General features: G+C 65.8%; 13 protein-coding genes and 4 pseudogenes. 11 read left to right on the top strand and 6 right to left on the bottom strand.

Features of this window, described 5'->3' with window-relative positions:
• Positions 1–28 precede the first annotated feature (28 nt).
• Positions 29–187 (top strand): annotated as a pseudogene (locus MCBMB27_RS12920) (IS3 family transposase); the annotation flags it as partial.
• On the opposite strand, the pseudogene MCBMB27_RS30230 reads toward MCBMB27_RS12920, so the two are convergent.
• From MCBMB27_RS30230 to MCBMB27_RS12910, 3 genes and pseudogenes are all read right to left on the bottom strand, one after another.
• Positions 176–380 (bottom strand): annotated as a pseudogene (locus MCBMB27_RS30230) (IS3-like element ISAav4 family transposase); the annotation flags it as partial. The pseudogenes MCBMB27_RS12920 and MCBMB27_RS30230 sit on opposite strands and share 12 nt — an antisense overlap.
• A gap of 80 nt (positions 381–460) precedes the next feature.
• A complete protein-coding gene (locus MCBMB27_RS12915; protein WP_091955328.1) occupies positions 461–679 on the bottom strand; it encodes a hypothetical protein in 219 nt (72 codons plus the stop codon).
• Positions 676–1,773 (bottom strand): PAS domain-containing protein, encoded by a 1,098-nt coding sequence (locus MCBMB27_RS12910; RefSeq protein ID WP_236952963.1) that lies wholly within the window; start codon positions 1,771–1,773, stop codon positions 676–678. The genes MCBMB27_RS12915 and MCBMB27_RS12910 overlap by 4 nt, the downstream gene beginning before the upstream one ends.
• A gap of 424 nt (positions 1,774–2,197) precedes the next feature.
• On the opposite strand from MCBMB27_RS12910, the gene MCBMB27_RS29615 reads away from it, so the two are divergent.
• The 6 genes from MCBMB27_RS29615 to MCBMB27_RS29610 all read left to right on the top strand — a co-directional run bounded on the left by MCBMB27_RS29615 (position 2,198) and on the right by MCBMB27_RS29610 (position 9,611).
• Positions 2,198–2,341: a hypothetical protein gene (locus tag MCBMB27_RS29615; protein ID WP_158498459.1), complete on the top strand. Its 144-nt coding sequence runs from the start codon at positions 2,198–2,200 to the stop codon at positions 2,339–2,341.
• Complete coding sequence (locus tag MCBMB27_RS12905) at positions 2,334–4,772, top strand: putative bifunctional diguanylate cyclase/phosphodiesterase (protein ID WP_075380605.1); 2,439 nt, start codon at positions 2,334–2,336, stop codon at positions 4,770–4,772. The genes MCBMB27_RS29615 and MCBMB27_RS12905 overlap by 8 nt, the downstream gene beginning before the upstream one ends.
• Positions 4,773–4,900: 128 nt before the next feature.
• Complete coding sequence (locus MCBMB27_RS12900) at positions 4,901–6,598, top strand: methyl-accepting chemotaxis protein (protein WP_043758580.1); 1,698 nt, start codon at positions 4,901–4,903, stop codon at positions 6,596–6,598.
• Positions 6,599–6,736: 138 nt separating this feature from the next.
• Positions 6,737–7,057 carry a hypothetical protein gene (locus tag MCBMB27_RS12895; protein WP_075380604.1) on the top strand — a complete coding sequence of 107 codons (321 nt, stop codon included), beginning with the start codon at positions 6,737–6,739 and terminating at the stop codon, positions 7,055–7,057.
• Between the two features lie 438 nt (positions 7,058–7,495).
• Positions 7,496–8,956, top strand: coding sequence for a methyl-accepting chemotaxis protein (locus tag MCBMB27_RS12890; RefSeq protein WP_043758578.1), 1,461 nt, complete (start codon positions 7,496–7,498; stop codon positions 8,954–8,956).
• A gap of 100 nt (positions 8,957–9,056) precedes the next feature.
• Positions 9,057–9,611, top strand: a complete 555-nt coding sequence (locus tag MCBMB27_RS29610; protein ID WP_139231644.1) for a hypothetical protein — start codon at positions 9,057–9,059, stop codon at positions 9,609–9,611.
• 763 nt (positions 9,612–10,374) lie between these two features.
• On the opposite strand, the gene MCBMB27_RS12880 is transcribed toward MCBMB27_RS29610, so the two are convergent.
• A complete protein-coding gene (locus tag MCBMB27_RS12880; RefSeq protein WP_075380603.1) occupies positions 10,375–10,845 on the bottom strand; it encodes a PAS domain-containing protein in 471 nt (156 codons plus the stop codon).
• A gap of 224 nt (positions 10,846–11,069) precedes the next feature.
• On the opposite strand from MCBMB27_RS12880, the gene MCBMB27_RS12875 reads away from it, so the two are divergent.
• Both MCBMB27_RS12875 and MCBMB27_RS12870 read left to right on the top strand, forming a co-directional pair.
• The gene (locus MCBMB27_RS12875) at positions 11,070–12,551 is read left to right on the top strand and encodes a methyl-accepting chemotaxis protein (RefSeq protein ID WP_075380602.1); all 1,482 of its coding nucleotides are present in this window, start codon (positions 11,070–11,072) and stop codon (positions 12,549–12,551) included.
• 36 nt (positions 12,552–12,587) lie between these two features.
• On the top strand, positions 12,588–12,893 hold the full coding sequence (locus tag MCBMB27_RS12870; protein WP_236952962.1) for a hypothetical protein: 306 nt from the start codon (positions 12,588–12,590) through the stop codon (positions 12,891–12,893).
• Here the strand turns inward: MCBMB27_RS12870 and MCBMB27_RS29605 are convergent.
• Positions 12,890–13,033: a hypothetical protein gene (locus MCBMB27_RS29605; protein WP_158498458.1), complete on the bottom strand. Its 144-nt coding sequence runs from the start codon at positions 13,031–13,033 to the stop codon at positions 12,890–12,892. The genes MCBMB27_RS12870 and MCBMB27_RS29605 overlap by 4 nt on opposite strands.
• 279 nt (positions 13,034–13,312) lie before the next feature.
• Here MCBMB27_RS29605 and MCBMB27_RS12860 point away from each other — a divergent pair.
• Positions 13,313–14,226: pseudogene (locus tag MCBMB27_RS12860) on the top strand (IS3 family transposase); the annotation flags it as partial.
• 98 nt (positions 14,227–14,324) lie between these two features.
• Here MCBMB27_RS12860 and MCBMB27_RS12855 read toward each other — a convergent pair.
• Positions 14,325–15,539, bottom strand: a complete 1,215-nt coding sequence (locus MCBMB27_RS12855) for an IS110 family RNA-guided transposase (RefSeq protein ID WP_418287736.1) — start codon at positions 15,537–15,539, stop codon at positions 14,325–14,327.
• 215 nt (positions 15,540–15,754) lie between these two features.
• On the opposite strand from MCBMB27_RS12855, the pseudogene MCBMB27_RS29140 reads away from it, so the two are divergent.
• A pseudogene (locus tag MCBMB27_RS29140) lies at positions 15,755–16,027 on the top strand (integrase core domain-containing protein); the annotation flags it as partial.
• Between the last annotated feature and the right edge of the window lie 51 nt (positions 16,028–16,078).

The raw sequence follows: 16,078 nt of genomic DNA, 5'->3' as shown, positions 1-16,078 counted from the left end.
GGATCGGCCAGGACCGGAGGAGTCGGACATGCGGCGAGGCCAGAAGACGAGCGCGCAACAGATGGTGCTGAAGCTGCGCCAGATCGAGGTTCGGACCGTCCCAGGCAAGAGCTTGGCGCCGGCGAGCAAGGAGATAGAGAATTCCGAGCTGGGATTGCCGCGTTTCTGTGGACGGTTAGGGGGCTTGGGAGAGCAGGGTCGCGATCGTCGGTTCTAACCCCTTTTTCTGCTCGTCGACGACGGGTGAGCGGTCGCCGAGCGCCGAGTGACGGCGCAGCGGATTGCAGAAGCCCTCGATGGAGCTGAAGACCGCCATCCGTGCCTCGGTCTGCGCGCGGAGGCGGACGGCGAGCCAGCAACTCGCATTCGAGGGTGGAGAAGCCCATCGACACGCCGAGGGCGCGGGCCATGGCGGCGACCAGGAAGTCGGCCTGGTTCGCGCTCATGAACCGGAAGACCCCTACGGCAGAACTCCGGTCTCCTTCGCAAACCAGGCCGTCGCGAGCGAGAGGATGTCGCGCTCCACCTTCAGCTGTCGGTTCTCACGCCGCAGCCGGACGAGTTCGTCCCGCTCGGGCGCGGTCAAGCTGGGATCGGCCGTCGCCGGCTTGGCCGCGCGGCGGCCTTCGCTGCGGTCAGCCTCCGCAACCCAGTTCTGGATGGTCTGACGCGCAGTCACGCCTCGCGGACGCCGGGCTTCTTGCCTGCCTCGAAGATGAATGCGACGCCCGCCTCTTCCAGGGCACGACGCACGGCGAGCAAAGTGTCCGAGCGCGACCGAACGGCCGAGGCTGGGTCCTCCAGCCGATTGAGTGTCGAGACCGAGACATTGGCCAACGCGGCAAGATCATCCTTAGAAAGGCCCGTGATCGCACGGGCCGCGCGGATTTGGCTCGGGATCAGGGTCTCGTCGGCGGGCGCGGTCGACACGGTTTTCTGCTGCAGTGCAGCCTCGGGCGGTGACGCCCCGTAGCGGGTACGTCCCGGAACGTTGAGGCAGACGCCGACCCATTCGCGGACAGAGCCGTCCTTGTTGAGGACCGGCGCGCCGCGGGCGTTGAACCAGCGATAGATTCCGTCCGCGCACAGGACGCGATAGTCCGTGTTGTAGGGCGCCGTGTGCTCCACAGCCGTGGTCCAGGCCGCGAGCGTGCGGGAGCGGTCGTCCGGGTGGACGGCGTCGAGCCAGCCCAGACCCTGCATCTGCGCGTGGGACTGACCGGTCAGGGCCATCCACTGCGGCATCTCGCTGGGCTCACCGTTCGCCTTATTGACCCAGAAGACCGCTGCCGTCGCGGCGATCAGCGCGTTCAGGCGGTCATGCCGCTGCATGAGCGCGTTCATGGTCTCGTGCTGCGCCGTGACGTCGAACACGACGCCCATGCCCTGGCTCGGGCGCCCGTCCGCACCCAGCATGACCTCGGCGTGGTGCAGGAGCCAGCGCTGGGTCCGGTCCGGCCGGATGATGCGGAACTCGCGACTGACCGGCTGACCGGAGCGCAGCACAGCGATCTGGTCACCGTGCGCGGCTTGATCCTCCGGATGGATCATGTCGAGCCCGAAGCCGAAGGTCATCTCGGTGGTCGGGTCGAGGCCCAGGATCCGGTAGAGGCCCGGCGATGCGTCCAGCCGCTCGGAGCGCAGGTCCGCTGACCAGAAGCCCACTTTGCCCGTGTCCTCGATCAGCTTCAGATAGTGGCGCGAGGAGAAGCCGCGCGGGGCGGCGCCGGCCTCGGTCGTCGCCTGCGGACGCATCAGTGCCCGTGTCGGCATCGCCTCACCTCGGTCGCCAACGTTCCATCTCGTGAGCTGCAGCATGCCATTATCGCGGCGATCGGGACGTTAAGAAGACAGCATTCGCCCCATATTGACTGACATCCGATGGCGATTGTCAGTGCCTCGCAGTCAATCGAACTTCTAGGAAAAAGTACCCCTGTCGGAGTGCGCCGGTTTATTTGGTCGATATCAGCTTTCGAAATTCGATTGTCCGGGGACGTGCGACGAATATGCAGCGAAATGAAACAGAAAATTCCACGCGGCCGACAGGTCGGAGAATGCGCAAAGAAATGACAGGAAATACCGCCCTCGCATCTTCGGTCGCACCCGAATTCCGTCGATCGGCTTGAGACTCTGGCAGTCCGGGACGTTCATCCTCGCGGGCGAGACGCGAAGGGGCGTCTCCTGCCTGGATGCGTCGATGTCGCTGTCGAATGCCGAACTCAAGGTGAAGTCGAGCATGCTCGACCCCGCGCGGGCGCTGACGGCTTTCGACCGCGACGGCGCGGTGATCGTCGCCGATGCCGACACTTCGACGTACTCGGACGGGCCCGGCCATGAGTGAAATCATCCTGCCGATGGACGCCGACGACGCGGTGCACCTGCCCGACGAGGAGGCGCGCTTGCGCGAGGCGACACGCGCGACGATGCTCGCCGAGACACTGCAGCTCGGCAGATACTCGGCGGTGACCCAGGCCGCCGTCGTGCTCGCGCTGGCCGCCATCTTCTGGGGCATCGCCTCGCACGCTTACCTATCCGGTCTCGCGGTGGCGGTGACCGCGCTCTGCGCGGCGGCCCTGATCGCCATGCGACGCTATCGCGGCCGCCTCGGCGATCGGTCGACCGCCCGCGAGGCCTTCGCGGTCCTTCACGGCCTCGCACTCGGCCGAGGGCTCGCCTGGGCGAGCATGCCGGCGATCCTGTTACCATCCGTCGACAACGCCTACCGGATCGTGGTCGGGGCCGTCTGCGCCGCCCTGATCTCGCACGCCTACGTCGCGGGCCCGATCTTCTCCCTGGCGCTCCTCGCCGTGGCGCCGGTCGTGGCCGGCATGTTCGTCGGGCTCGCCGGTTGCGAGAGCCCGATCGGCCAGTATGTCGCTGTCCTGCTGTCGATGTACGCGGCCTTCGTGTTCGTGAGCGCGCGTCGGATGTGTCGGCACTCGTACCAGCGCATCCGCGACCGCGTCATGGTGCAGGCGCAGAGCGAGACCATCGGGTTCCTGCTCAAGGACTTCGCCGAGGGCACGAGTGACTGGCTTTGGGAAACCGACACGGTCGGGCGGCTCCGGCAGGCCCGCGGCGCTATCGCCGCCCTGCTCGGCGTCGAGGCCGCCGGGCTGCGCCACCGGACGCTGCCTGCGCTTCTGCAGGCGTTCGCCGACCCGGACGGCGACGGCGCGGACGTCCAGGCGGTCGCCGCGGCGATCGCGGCGCGCGCACCCTTCCGCGACAGAACCGTCCGGCTCCGGACCGCGAACGGCACGCGCTGGATCACGCTCAACGGCAAGCCCGTCCTCGACGCGCAAGGGGCGTTCGCGGGCTATCGCGGCGTGGGGTCGGACGCCACCGAGAGTCGGGAGGCGCAGGCCCGCATCGCCTTCCTGGCGGGTCACGACAGCCTGACGGGACTGCCGAACCGCAGCGGCTTCCAGGACACGCTGGAAACGCTCTGCCGCGAGGTCGGCACGGCCGGGAGCCCGAGCGCGCTGTTCTATCTCGACCTCGACGGCTTCAAGGCCGTCAACGACAGCCGCGGCCACCTCGTCGGCGACCGACTGCTGCGAGAGGTCACGGCGCGCCTGCTCGCCATCGGCGACCCACACGGCCTGTTCCGCCTCGGCGGCGACGAGTTCGCGATGATCGTCCGGGACCTCGGTCGGCCCGCGGCCGAGTCCCTCGCCGCGCGCGTGGTGGCCGACCTGCGCCGCCCGTTCCAGATCGACGAGGCCCGGCTGGAGGTCGGCGTCAGCGTCGGCATCGCCTACGTGCCGGACGACGCCATCGAGCCGGCCGCCCTGCTCATGCGCGCCGACTTGGCCCTCTACGCCGCCAAGGCCGGCGGCAAGGGCTGCTGGCGGACCTTCGACCCGTCGCTGGAGGGGCGGGTCGTCCGCCAACGGCAGTTCGACTTGGACATGCGCGCGGCCCTGGCGGCGGACGCGATGGAGCTGCACTACCAGCCCCTGGTGGATATGAAGACCGGGCGCGTCGCCGGTTTCGAGGCGCTGCTGCGGTGGAACAAGCCCGGACACGGCTGGGTCTCGCCGGGGGAGATCATCCCCATCGCCGAGGCGACCGGGTTCATCGTCGAGATCGGCCGCTGGGCGCTGCGCCGCGCCTGCACCGACGCCCGTGCCTGGCCCGACCTGAAGATCGCGGTGAACATATCCTCCATCCACGTGCGCATGCCGGGCTTTCACGCGGAGGTCGCGGCCATTCTCCGCGAGACCGGCCTCGCGCCGGAGCGGCTGGAGATCGAGATCACCGAGTCGGTGCTGCTCGACCACGGTCCGGAGGTTTTGGAGAACCTGAAGCGCCTGCGCGCGACGGGCGTCCGCATCGCGCTGGACGACTTCGGCACGGGCTATTCGAGCTTGAGCTACCTGACCGAATTCCCGTTCGACAAGGTGAAGGTCGACCGCTCCTTCGTGCGCGACCTGCAGGGGCGGCCCGAGAAGGTCGCCGTGGTCGAGGCCATCGCCCGGATGGCGCGGGCCCTGTCGATGAGCGTCACGGTGGAGGGCGTGGAGACCCGCCAGCAACTGGACGTCCTCCGGGACAAGCGCTGCGACATCGCGCAGGGCTTCCTCTACAGCCCGGCGCGCCCGGTCCACGAGGTCGCGGCGCTCATCGCGCGGATCGAGGGGACGCCGCCGCCTGCAGGCGACGGCGACCCGGATGGGAGTCCGGCCACGCAGGCGCCCGCGCCGACCCTCGAGAGGAGCCCGACCTCCGTCGCGCGGCCGGTCCTGTCGATGGCCCGCGCCTCGTGACCTCCGTCGACGCCCAAATGAGAGAAAACGTCGCTTATGGCGCTGAGAATGCCTCCAGAGCGCGGCCGCCAGCAAGGCGGCTTTAATTGCGGCCATGCCAAAAATTGAAAACAGTGGATCAGCAGTACATGTCGCGCCTTTCCGATGTCAGGATTGTTACAAAGGTCACGATCCCGCTGCTGCTGGTGGCCGCCGTCGCGGCCGGCCTTGTGTATCGCGCGCACGGCGTCTTCGACGAACTGAGTGAGAAGACCCGGCACATCGTCGACGTTCAGTCCAGTCGACTTGAGAACATCCTGAATGTCCGCACGAACATTCTCGAGGCGACGGTTCAGAGTCGCAATATTCTCATCGAGGACCGGCCGCCGGAGATAGCCACGTACCGATCACGCTACGACGAGGCCGTGAGACACGCCTTCGTGGCCGTCGACAGGCTGATCGCTCTGTCCGATTCGCCTGAGCGGCGGGCGATCAATCAAAAGCTGCACGAGACCGTCGAAGCCTATTTCCATATCGTCGGGCGGGCGAACGCGGCGGCTCTCGACGGGGACGCCGAGACCGCGCGGAGAATCGTGCTCTCCGAAGGTCTCGCCGCCCGCACCAAGGTCCGCGACCTCGTCCAGCCGCGCATCGATAATCTGACGGCCGAGCTCGCCCAGGCGAAGGCCGAGGCCCAGGCGAGCGCGGAGCGAGCGACGACCGTCCTCGTCACCGCTGCGGTCGCCGGGCTGCTCGCGGCATTGGCCATCGCGTTTGCCATCGTCCATTTCGGACTGACGCGGCCTCTGGCGCGCCTGGTCGCCGTCCTGCAGCGCATGGCCGAGGGCGACATCGACGCCGCCATCCAGGAAGCCCACCGTCGCGACGAGGTCGGCCAAGTCGGCAAGGCGGTCGAGGGCATCAGGGCCATGGTCGCGCGGAAGGCCGCCGCAGAGGCTGAGACGAAGCGCGGCGCCGACGCGACGGCCGCCGCCGACCGACGCCGCATCCTGATGGACCTCGCGAACGGCTTCGAGCGGACCGTCGGCGGCATCGTCGGGATGGTCTCGGGCTCCGCGACGGAGTTGCAGGTCACCGCCGCGACGATGACGGCGACCGCGACGGAGACGGCCACGCAATCCACGGCCGTGGCGGCGGCCGCCGAGCAGGCAGCATCGAACGTCGGTACCGTTGCGGCGGCCTCCGAGGAACTGGGCAGCTCCGTTCAGGAGATCGGCCGTCAGGTGCAGGGATCGGCATCCCTCGCGCAGGCCGCGGTCGGCGAGGCCGACCGGACGGCGCGGCTCGTCGAGGACCTCACGGCGGCAGTTGCGAGGATCGGCGACGTCGTCGCGATGATCTCGGCCATCGCCGGCCAGACCAACCTCCTGGCGCTGAACGCGACCATCGAGGCGGCGCGGGCCGGCGAGTCCGGCAAGGGCTTCGCGGTCGTCGCCGCCGAGGTCAAGGAACTCGCGTCGCAGACGGCCCGGGCGACGGACGAGATCGGTGGCCATATCGGCCGCATCCAGGGTGTGACGGGCGAGGCGGTCTCGGCCATCGGCGCGATCACGGGGCGCATCCGCGAGATCAACACGGTGGCGGCCAGCATCGCCGCCGCCGTCGAGCAGCAGGGCGCGGCGACCCAGGAGATCGTGCGCAACGTCGCCCAGGCGGCGACCGGCACCGCGGAGGTGACCAGCAGCATCGCCGGTGTCGCCCTGGCCTCGGAGGCCACCGGCGCCGCGGCGACCCAGGTGCTGGCGTCCTCCGGCGAGCTGTCGCGACACGCCGAGCAACTCGCGTCGGAGATGACGCGCTTCCTCACCACCGTGCGCGCGGCCTGAGGCGGTCCCGATGAAGTGCCGCACCGCCAGCGCCCCGGAGCTCGGGACCGATCCCACGCTTCGGCCGGATCGCCGGGGAGAAGCCCCGGCGGGGCACCGGCACGGCGGGCCGCACCGGGTCGGGCAAGCGTGACCGCCATGGCCGACATTATCCCCCTCGGCATCATCCCGGGCGCCGAGAGCGCCCGCGCCATGCTGCTCGACCTGCGCCGTCGCCTCGATTCCGGCGAGGACATCGGTCCCCGGATCGCGCAGATCCGTCAGGCCGCGGCGTCCATGCGGGCTCTAGCCGGTGGCCTCCGGCGGGTCCTCCAGGCCCCGGACGAGAGGCTCTCCGCGGAGCCGGAGTTTCTGGTCGCGGCCTGGAAAGTCCTTGGCATGGCCGAGTGCAACGTCGCGAAGGTCGAGGAATTGCTTCGGCTCGCGGACGAAGAGGATTCGGAACAGGCTTCGCGATAGCCGTCGTGCCAACCTCGCCGATGCGGGGCCGGCGATCCGGATCACGGCCCTGTCCAAGACTGAGCGAGTTCCGCACACCGAGGACGTGCCCGCGCGATCCAAGGCGCGGTGCGCGATCGGTAAGACCGCGCTCCATCTCACGCGCGAAGCAAGCCGTCGCCAGGCCTGCCACTGCACGCAGCAGCTCTCGATGCGCGCGCTCGGACCGGTCCTGGGGATCTGACGACCGCTGTTCGCTCGTCGGCAGGCGCCCAGACTCGGGGACGAGGGTCGATCTGACAGGAAATAGGTCATGATGCGACCGAGCTCTGTTTCACGCTCCACATATGCGTTCGAAATGAAACCTCGTGCCGCACGTTACGGGTCGAATTCAGCGATGCGACTAAGGACGACTTATGGTTTTGAGTTCACGATACGGTGTCCAATGAGAGTTGCACCATGTTCCGTAAGTCCGCCTATAATGAAACCCAGGCCACCATCGATGCGCTGACGCGCTCATTGGCCATCATCGAGTTCGGCATGGATGGCACCATCTTGCGCGCCAACCCGAATTTCCTGGCCGTCGTGGGCTATGATCTGGATTCCTTGCAGGGAAAGCATCACCGGATCCTGGTCACCGACGAGATGGCCGGCAGTTCGGAGTATGACGAATTCTGGTCGAGGCTTCGGGCCGGCGAGTTCGCGTCCGGCGAATTTCCCCGCCGCGCGCGGTCCGGCGCGAAGGTCTGGCTCGAAGCCACCTACAACCCGATCCTGGGCGCCGACGGCAAGCCGTTCAAGGTCATCAAGTTCGCCAGCGACATCACGGCCAAGAAGAGCGAGACCAACAGGCTGCTGCGCATGATCGACGAGATGCCGGTCGCGGTCATGACCGCAGACCCGAAGAACGACTTCAAGATCAATTACATCAACAATACCTCGCGCAAGACCCTGGAGGCCATTGAGCGGTATCTGCCGATCAAGGTCTCCGATATGATGGGCAAGTCCTTCGACGTTTTTCACAAGAACCCGCATCATCAGCGAAACATGCTCGCCGACGCGCGCCGACTGCCCCATCGCACCAAGATCAAGGTCGGACCCGAGACCCTCGACCTGCAAGTCTCCGCCATCACCGACGCGGACGGCGCCTATGTCGGGCCGATGTTGACTTGGTCGGTCATCACCGCACAACTCGCCATGGCCGAAGACGTCGCCGGCGTCGTCGAGGCACTCGGAACCGCGATCGGCGAGATGAAGGAATCGGCGGAGGGCTTGAACCGCTCGGCGGACGCGGCGAGCGAGCGCGCGAACTCCGTAGCGGCCGGATCCGAGGAGATGACCAGCTCGATCCACGAGATCTCGGGCCAGGTCGGGCGGGTCTCCGAGCGCACCCAGCAGATCGCCAATCAGGCGACGGCGACGGATGCGACGGTGCGCAACCTCGCTGCCAATGCCGGCGAGGTCGATGCAGTGGTCGGAATGATCAAGTCGATCGCCGACCAGACCAACCTCCTCGCGCTCAACGCCACGATCGAGGCGGCGCGCGCGGGCGCGGCCGGGCGCGGCTTCGCGGTGGTGGCCACGGAGGTCAAGGAACTCGCCGGCCAGACGGCCCGGGCGACCGGCGAGATCACCCACAAGGTCCACGCTATCCAGAAAGCAACCGGCGAGGCCGTGACGGCGATCCGCCTGATCACCGACGAGGTGGCCGAGCTCTCGAAACTCACGCTGGCCATGGCGAGCGCCGTCGAGGAGCAAGCCGCCTCGACCCAGGAGATGTCGTCCAACATCACCGGTGTTTCGGCCGCGGCCGGAGAGACGGGACAGCTCGCCGAGATGGTCCGGCGGATCTCCGACAAGCTCGAGGCGCATTCCGCCGGCCTCGGTGCCAGCATGGAGAAGTACCTCAAGGCGGGTTGATGAAAGACATCAGGAGGCCTGTCCAGCGACCCGCTCCAGGCTCTCCCGGGGGCGGCCTGGAGCGAACGCTCCTCCATCGACCCATTGTAAAAGCGCCGGCGTGAGCCTGCTTCATGGCGCGCCGGAGAGAGATCGCGCAACGCCGGATGCGGCGACCATCCGCGCCATTGCCGAGACCAATAAGCTCGCCACGAGCCGCCGACATCACGGCTCGTGGCGTCGCTTTGTAACGAGAGTCGAGCGCTCTGTGATGGTTAATTGCATAACACCCGCGATCATCATGGTTGACGGCGAGGAGGTGATCAGACCTTCTGACACGCGGTTGTTGCAGAGTGGCGCGACGCGGGAGGTAAGACGATCGCATGTCGGCCTCTGTGATCTCAATATCGGCCACCGGCGCAGGCGAACAGGCCAGGCGGTGAGCGATCTCTTGAAGAAGACGCAAGGCGAACGCCTTGCTCTGATCGGTGCACGCAACCGCGAGATGGCGGCCGACGATACGAGAAATCTCCTTCTGGAACGCCTGGGCCTTATCCAGCGGATCGGAGGTCCGCGCCTGCATCATCTGCGCGGTCATTCCGTCATTGAGTGGACGATCACCGCGGCAGGCATGACTGCGCTCTCTGAGTTCCTGATCGCGACAAGCTGGCGCTGAACCACGAGAAACCGAGAGGTTCGCCCCACCTGGAGCAACGGCGGGATCCCCGTGCTGCCGGCCGGATCGGTCCCACCTGTGAGGTCGTATCGTGAGGACGTGGATCGTGGCCATGGTCGCCTCAGGCGGCGCACTCGGGAGCGGCGCAATCGATTCGAGTTGACCCATCGCTTGCAAACGGCGCTCGGAAGAGCGTCTTCCTAAAAGCTATGCGCTGGTGTCATCGTTGGCGCGGACCGGTTGTCTGCCAATAGCGTCTGACAAGTTCAGTCTGAAGTACTTATGGACGATGAACCGCTGGGCGAATTTCAAAAAAGCTATCATTTGAAAGAATGAAATGATCGTTAGGCTCACGCCGAATGCAGCAATTTATTCGACTTATTGGATGCGGTAGGAACTCACTGATTAGCCATGCTGAGCGCGTTACGGACGTAAAAGCAGTGGGAGATGCGTCCGCTCTTGGGATCAAACGGCCGTCCTTGATTGATTGCGTGGTATCGGACGCGAGACGGCTGATCAGCGTGGATTTACAACGTTCTGCTTTCGAGCGTCGAACGCGAACATCAGATGTTCGCCGCTCAGCGTGCTCCGGACGGAAAGCCCCGGAGCTTCTACGAAGATGATCAGTTATTGAAGGGGCCGTATGCGCCTCGGCGCGAGTACAAGGGCGGCATCCTGATAATGTTTGCTGTATTTGAAAATAGGTAATTGGCCGGTTCTACATCCGCAAGACGGCGGGCGAAAATTATCAGTTTTTGCAATCTCAAGCAAAAATCGGAGTTTTGAGGAACGGGAGGTTGCTGCAACCCGATTGCTCAACAGCCCTGTATCGGCCCGCTCCGCCTTCCGTAGGCCGACCACGCCTGCGAACGACTTCCCGCTCGAAAGCGATGAACGCTTCCAAATGCCCATCCAGTCCATAAATTGGACGAATATCGAGCTCGCACAGATAAGACTCGCCAGTCCTTCGGTAGTTCTGCAGGCGCCCGACGAATCGTCCATCGCCTCGAAGCGCGCGCTGGACCTGGCGCGTGCCCTCCCGGCTGGTTCCCGCCCCCTGAAGCATCCGGGGCGATTGGCCCAGGACATCGGCCGCGCCATAGCCGCTCATCCGCAGAAATGCGTCGTTCGCGTACAGAATGGTCGGTCCAGGTCGCCTCAGATCTGTATTGGTGACCAGAACGCCCACGTCGAGACCGTCAGCGACGTGCCGCACGAGATCGATCAGGTTCATGGCTCCACTCCTCGGGTACCCGAGGGATATTCAGACTTCGTTAACTCCCGCTTAAAGAGCGTGACAGGAAATATACCACCGATTTTCGAGGTCTCGTCGCCAAAATTCAGGAACTTTTAGAGGCCGGCAGATCATCTATCCGGCGATGGAACGCCCGCGAGCTCAGAGTGTTCAGGCGCGTCTCCACACCCAATCGAGGCACAGCCAATGTTCGGGGGCGCGCGATGAATTGGATCCGGAAGATCAGGTCGGCGGGCAACACCAGCGAGATCGCGGCCCTGGCGGCCCTGCGCACGAATGTCATGATCGCGGACGCCGCGATGAACATCACCTACATGAATCCGGCCCTGACCCGCTTCATGCAGGAGGCGGAGGCCGATTTGAAGGCCGAGTTGCCCCGCTTCGACGCCGCCAAACTGATCGGCAGCAACATCGACATCTTCCACAAGGACCCCTCCCACCAGCGCCGGATGCTGGCCGCGCTCGACAGGCCCCATGAGGCGACCATCCGCGTCGGCAAGCGCGTGTTCGACCTGCTCGTGACGCCGCTCTCGGATGGGGGCCAGCGCATCGGCTTCGTCGTGGAATGGGCCGATGCCCAGGAGCGGTTGCTCAACCTCGACTTCTCGTCCCAGATCGCCGCGATCAGCCGCTCGCAGGCCGTGATCGAGTTTCAGTCCGACGGGACCATCGTCACCGCCAACCACAACTTCCTCGACCTGATGGGCTATCGCCTCGAAGAGGTCCGCGGTCAGCACCACAGCCTGTTCGTCGAGCCGGAGACCCGGGCCAGCCGCGAATACCACGAATTTTGGGATCGCTTGCGCAAGGGTGAGTATCAAGCCGCGCAGTTCAAGCGGCTGGCGCGCGACGGCCGGCCGATCTGGATCGAGGGCTCATACAACCCGATCTTGGACCGGCACGGCAGGGTCGCCAAAATCGTGAAGTTCGCGACCGACGTCACCGAAGACGTGAAGCGTCTCACGGAGCTGAAAGTCCTCATCGACGAGAACTTTGCCGAGGTCGACCGCGCAGTCGGCCGCTCGAACGAGGAATCCGAACAGGCCCGGATCGCCGCTGGCAAGACTTCCGACAGCGTCCAGTCGGTGGCCGCCGCCGCCGAAGAGCTGGCACGCTCGGTCAACGAGATCGCCGCAAGCATGAGCAAGGCCCGCGCGACGAGCGACGAGGCGCATCAGCAGACCCAGGCGGCGGGCGACCTGACCCAGAAGCTGAGCGACACGGCCACGGCCATGAGCGGGATCGTCGGCCTGATCCAGAACATCGCCAGCCAGATCAACCTGCTGGCGCTCAACGCCACGATCGAGTCCGCCCGGGCCGGCGAGGCGGGCCGGGGCTTCGCGGTCGTGGCCCAGGAGGTGAAGAACCTCGCCAACCAGGCCTCGCGCGCCACCGATCAGATCGCCGGAGAGATCGGCAACGTGCAATCCGTGTCCGCGCAGGTCGTGGGATCTCTTCAAACGATCCTGACCTCCGTCGAGACCATGCGCGACTACGTGGTGCGCACGGCAGCCGCGGTGGAGGAGCAGAGCGTGGTCACCCAGGACATGTCGGCCAACATGCAGGATGCTGCCGGCGCGGTCGGCGCGATCGCGCAGAACATCGGCGCCATCGCGCAGGCGGTGGGCAGCGTGTCCCAGGCGGTCGAGACCACCAAGGGCGCCGCCCGCGTCCTGGCACGCTGAGAGGACGCTATGGCCCGCATCCAAAGACTTCCGATCATGCTCCAGGGCGAGGCCGCTCGGCGCCTGACCGATGACCTTGTCGCCGCCCTCGAAGCGGGCGAGGATCCAGGACCGCGTCAACATCAGATCGAAGTTTTGCGCAGGTCGATCCGCGAGGCGCTGCGGGTTTTGCCGATCGCGCTGGCCGCGGCAGCGGGAACACTCTCGTCGGACGACCCGACGCGGCGCACGGCCGAGCATGCGGTGCGCCGCTTCATGGATGAGGTCGAGGCGCTGGTCGCGACGGTCGAGCCCGAAGCCTCGACCGATCCATCGCCGCGCGTCGCTGTCGCGACGCGCTAAGCGGCAAAACGCGGGGCGCGGTTCGGATCGCGCGGGCAGCGGGCGTTCTTCTGCTCGCGGTGAGCGTCATCGACCCCAACGAGTTCCTTCGACGCCGGCCTGCTCGGCGTGTCGGCGATCCTCCTCATGTCGGTGTTCATCGACGGATCGCTCAAGCTCGCCACTCAGTCCGATTGAAGATTTCAATTCAAATCAGACGCTATCAATGAAATTTTTACAGTCGAAATTCCGGCGGATGATTCATGCCTACGCACCGTATCAAGATAGAATATAAACAGATCTGTTGTTCAATCTCTATTTTTTGACATAAAATAAACCATAAGCCGATTTATCCCAGAGATATTGCAGCATAAAAGCTGACCTTGCCCCCTGGTCTGCCCTCATTCTGAAGCTAGAGTCCGTCGATCAGGAGACGGACGATGAAGAAGAGCCGGTTCAGCGAAGAGCAGATCATCGGCATCCTGAAGGAGCAGCAGGCTGGGCTGCCAGTCACTGAGATGTGCCGCCGCCACGGCATCAGCGATGCGACGTTCTACACGTGGCGTTCGCGCTACGGCGGCATGGAGATCTCGGACGCGCGCCGCTTGAAGGCGCTCGACGAGGAGAACCGCAAGCTCAAGAAGCTGCTAGCCGAGGCGATGCTCGACGTGGCGACGCTGCGTGAGGCGCTGGGAAAAAACTTCTGACGCCCGGCGCACGGAGAACAGCCGTGAGCTGGGCCATCGAGGAGAAGGGCTATTCGCAGCGTCGCGCCTGCGGGCTGATCGGCTTGGAGCCGAAGACGTACCGCTACGCCTCGACCCGTGGTGACGACGCGGCCGTGCGGGTACGCCTGCGTGGCCTGGCCGGCGAGCGCCGCCGGTTCGGCTACCGGCGCCTGCTCATCCTGCTGCGGCGAGAGGGCCTCACGCTCAACCACAAGAAGCTTTTCCGGCTCTACCGAGAGGAACGGCTGTCGGTGCGCAAGCGCGGGGGTCGCAAGCGAGCACTGGGCACGCGAGCGCCGGCCGCGGTGCCGCAGGAGCCGAACCAGCGCTGGAGCCTCGACTTCGTCTCCGACACGCTCGAAGACGGACGGCGCTTCCGCATCCTCGTCGTGGTCGATGACTGCACGCGGGAGTGCTTGGCACTGGTGGTCGACACGTCGCTGTCTGGACAGCGGGTCGCGCGCGAACTCGACTGGATCATCGTGGGCCGGGGCAAGCCGCTGATGATCGTCTCGGACAACGGCACCGAGCTGACCTCGCACGCCATCCTGCGCTGGCAGGAGGAGCGTACGGTTGAGTGGCACTACATCGCCCCCGGCAAGCCGCAGCAGACTGATGTAATCGACAAGAGCTTTCTTCGTAGATCTGCGCTATTTTCGGCTGGCGCACGGGCGACCGCGTGGCGAAGAGCAGGGCGTGAGGTGGGAGCCCTGCCGCGCAGCCTCTATCGGCGCACCTCAGTTGCGGCGCCCGTGCGCACCTTCTTGGGCCCTTGCGGATTCCAGCCCGTCACGAAGCGGGCGTAGACCGTCTCAGCCTGTTCGACCCAGCGCCGCTCCCCATCGCGGTGGCTCTTGCTGTTGTAGGCGTGAGCTGCCCCCTTCTGACCGCGAGCCGCCTTGTAGCCGGCCCTCAGCTCAAGATCGCGAAGCTTCTTCGCGTGAAGCGAGGGGCGGGCCCAGACGTAGCTCTCGCTCTTGGTCAAAAGATGCCAGATCACGACCGCGAGCTTGCGGGCGGTTGCGACAGCGGCAACGTGCTGGCCGCGTCGCGCCCTGACCCGCAGGAAAAAGGCTCGGAGTGGGCCTGGAGCGCGGGCTGCGGCCCAGGCGGCCTCGACCAACATGCCGCGGGCGTGACCGCGACCCTGCTTGGTGATCCGGCCGTGGTGCGCGGGTCCCGGTCCTGATTGCCGCACGCTCGGGTTCAGACCGAGGTAGCTGACAAGCTTTTGCGGCTCGTCGAAGCGGGTCACCTCGCCGATGGCCGCTGTCAACGCAAGCGCCACCACCATGTCGATGCCGGGGACCGTCATCAGTCGCTTGACGCTTTCGTCAGTGAGGGCCGAACGGGCGAGATCGCGCTCGATGACCTTCAGGTCCTCGCCAAGCCTGTCAAACTCGCGCAGGTGCCGCTCGATCGCGAGCCGTTCGTCCTCTGGCACGACCTGTTCGACGAGCCAGGCCCGGCCCTTGGCCCCGCAGAGGTCGGCGTGGGGACAGGATGGGATCAGGTGGCTGTGCAGGATCGACTGGATGATGTTTTTTAGCCGGGATCGCTGCCGGACGATCTGGTTGCGGCGGGTAACCTGCCGGCGCAGCGCCTGGGTCGGCTCGTCTGGAACCCACACCTCCGGCAGGAACCCGCTCGCGTAGAGCTGCGCCAGCACGCCGGCGTCGATCGTGTCGGTCTTGATCTTGGCATGCGCGATCATCCGCACCTGCATCGGGTTGGCGATCACCACCTTCTTCACGTGCGGCGCGAGAACCGCCACAACGGCCGAGGCATTGCCAGTGGCCTCAACGACCACGACGTCATCCGCCGAAAGTTGCTCAGCGAAGGCGGTCAGAAGATCGCGACGCATGTCGACGCGACCCAGCCGCCTCAGCTTGCCATCATCCCACGCTACCGCTTCCGCGAAGGCGCGGTGAATATCCAGTCCGATAATCCGCATGCCCACTCCCCATGATGGTTCGTCGACAAAAACGGGAGCTGGCGGGCAACACGACACCTACTGATCCGCGCTCGCAGCGCATCCGGGAAAGTCGCAAGGGGCGGCCATGTAACGAGTTCGGGCTCTCAGCCCACTGTCTATCGACGGCCTGCCCGCACCTTCGTGCTCCCGGTGCCCCGCGTCCCAGATGGGCTCACCATAATGCCGTTCTCCGGGGAGAACAGCGGAACGAGAAGGCACCGCACAGGTACATACCGGATAACGGTTTTGTCGAAAGCCTGAACGGGCGCTTGCGCGACGAGTGCCTGAACGAGCATCTCTTCCGGAGCCTGCCGGCGGCCCGGACAATCATCGAGGCGTGGCGAGTCGACTACAACACCTGCCGCCCCCACACGAGCCTCGATGGGCTCACCCCGAACGCGTTTGCAACCCGGTCCCAACAGGACCAGAACCAGAACGGACTCTGGTTATGAACGGGGGCAAACACGGGGCAAGGTCACTGCGAGCCCCGGGAAGCAGCGGCT

This window comes from Methylobacterium phyllosphaerae, assembly GCF_001936175.1.
Lineage (GTDB): Bacteria > Pseudomonadota > Alphaproteobacteria > Rhizobiales > Beijerinckiaceae > Methylobacterium > Methylobacterium fujisawaense.
Note: the sequence above shows the minus strand (reverse complement) of the source record. Positions and strands in the feature narration are given on the sequence as shown.

Bases quoted from the DNA above. Each gene is read 5' to 3' on its own strand.
- MCBMB27_RS12910 (WP_236952963.1), bottom strand. From the start codon at position 1,773: ATGCCGACACGGGCACTGATGCGTCCGCAGGCGACGACCGAGGCCGGC.
- MCBMB27_RS29615 (WP_158498459.1), top strand. From the start codon at position 2,198: ATGTCGCTGTCGAATGCCGAACTCAAGGTGAAGTCGAGCATGCTCGAC.
- MCBMB27_RS12905 (WP_075380605.1), top strand. From the start codon at position 2,334: ATGAGTGAAATCATCCTGCCGATGGACGCCGACGACGCGGTGCACCTG.
- MCBMB27_RS12900 (WP_043758580.1), top strand. From the start codon at position 4,901: ATGTCGCGCCTTTCCGATGTCAGGATTGTTACAAAGGTCACGATCCCG.
- MCBMB27_RS12895 (WP_075380604.1), top strand. From the start codon at position 6,737: ATGGCCGACATTATCCCCCTCGGCATCATCCCGGGCGCCGAGAGCGCC.
- MCBMB27_RS12890 (WP_043758578.1), top strand. From the start codon at position 7,496: ATGTTCCGTAAGTCCGCCTATAATGAAACCCAGGCCACCATCGATGCG.
- MCBMB27_RS12880 (WP_075380603.1), bottom strand. From the start codon at position 10,845: ATGAACCTGATCGATCTCGTGCGGCACGTCGCTGACGGTCTCGACGTG.
- MCBMB27_RS12875 (WP_075380602.1), top strand. From the start codon at position 11,070: ATGAATTGGATCCGGAAGATCAGGTCGGCGGGCAACACCAGCGAGATC.
- MCBMB27_RS12870 (WP_236952962.1), top strand. From the start codon at position 12,588: ATGCTCCAGGGCGAGGCCGCTCGGCGCCTGACCGATGACCTTGTCGCC.
- MCBMB27_RS29605 (WP_158498458.1), bottom strand. From the start codon at position 13,033: ATGAACACCGACATGAGGAGGATCGCCGACACGCCGAGCAGGCCGGCG.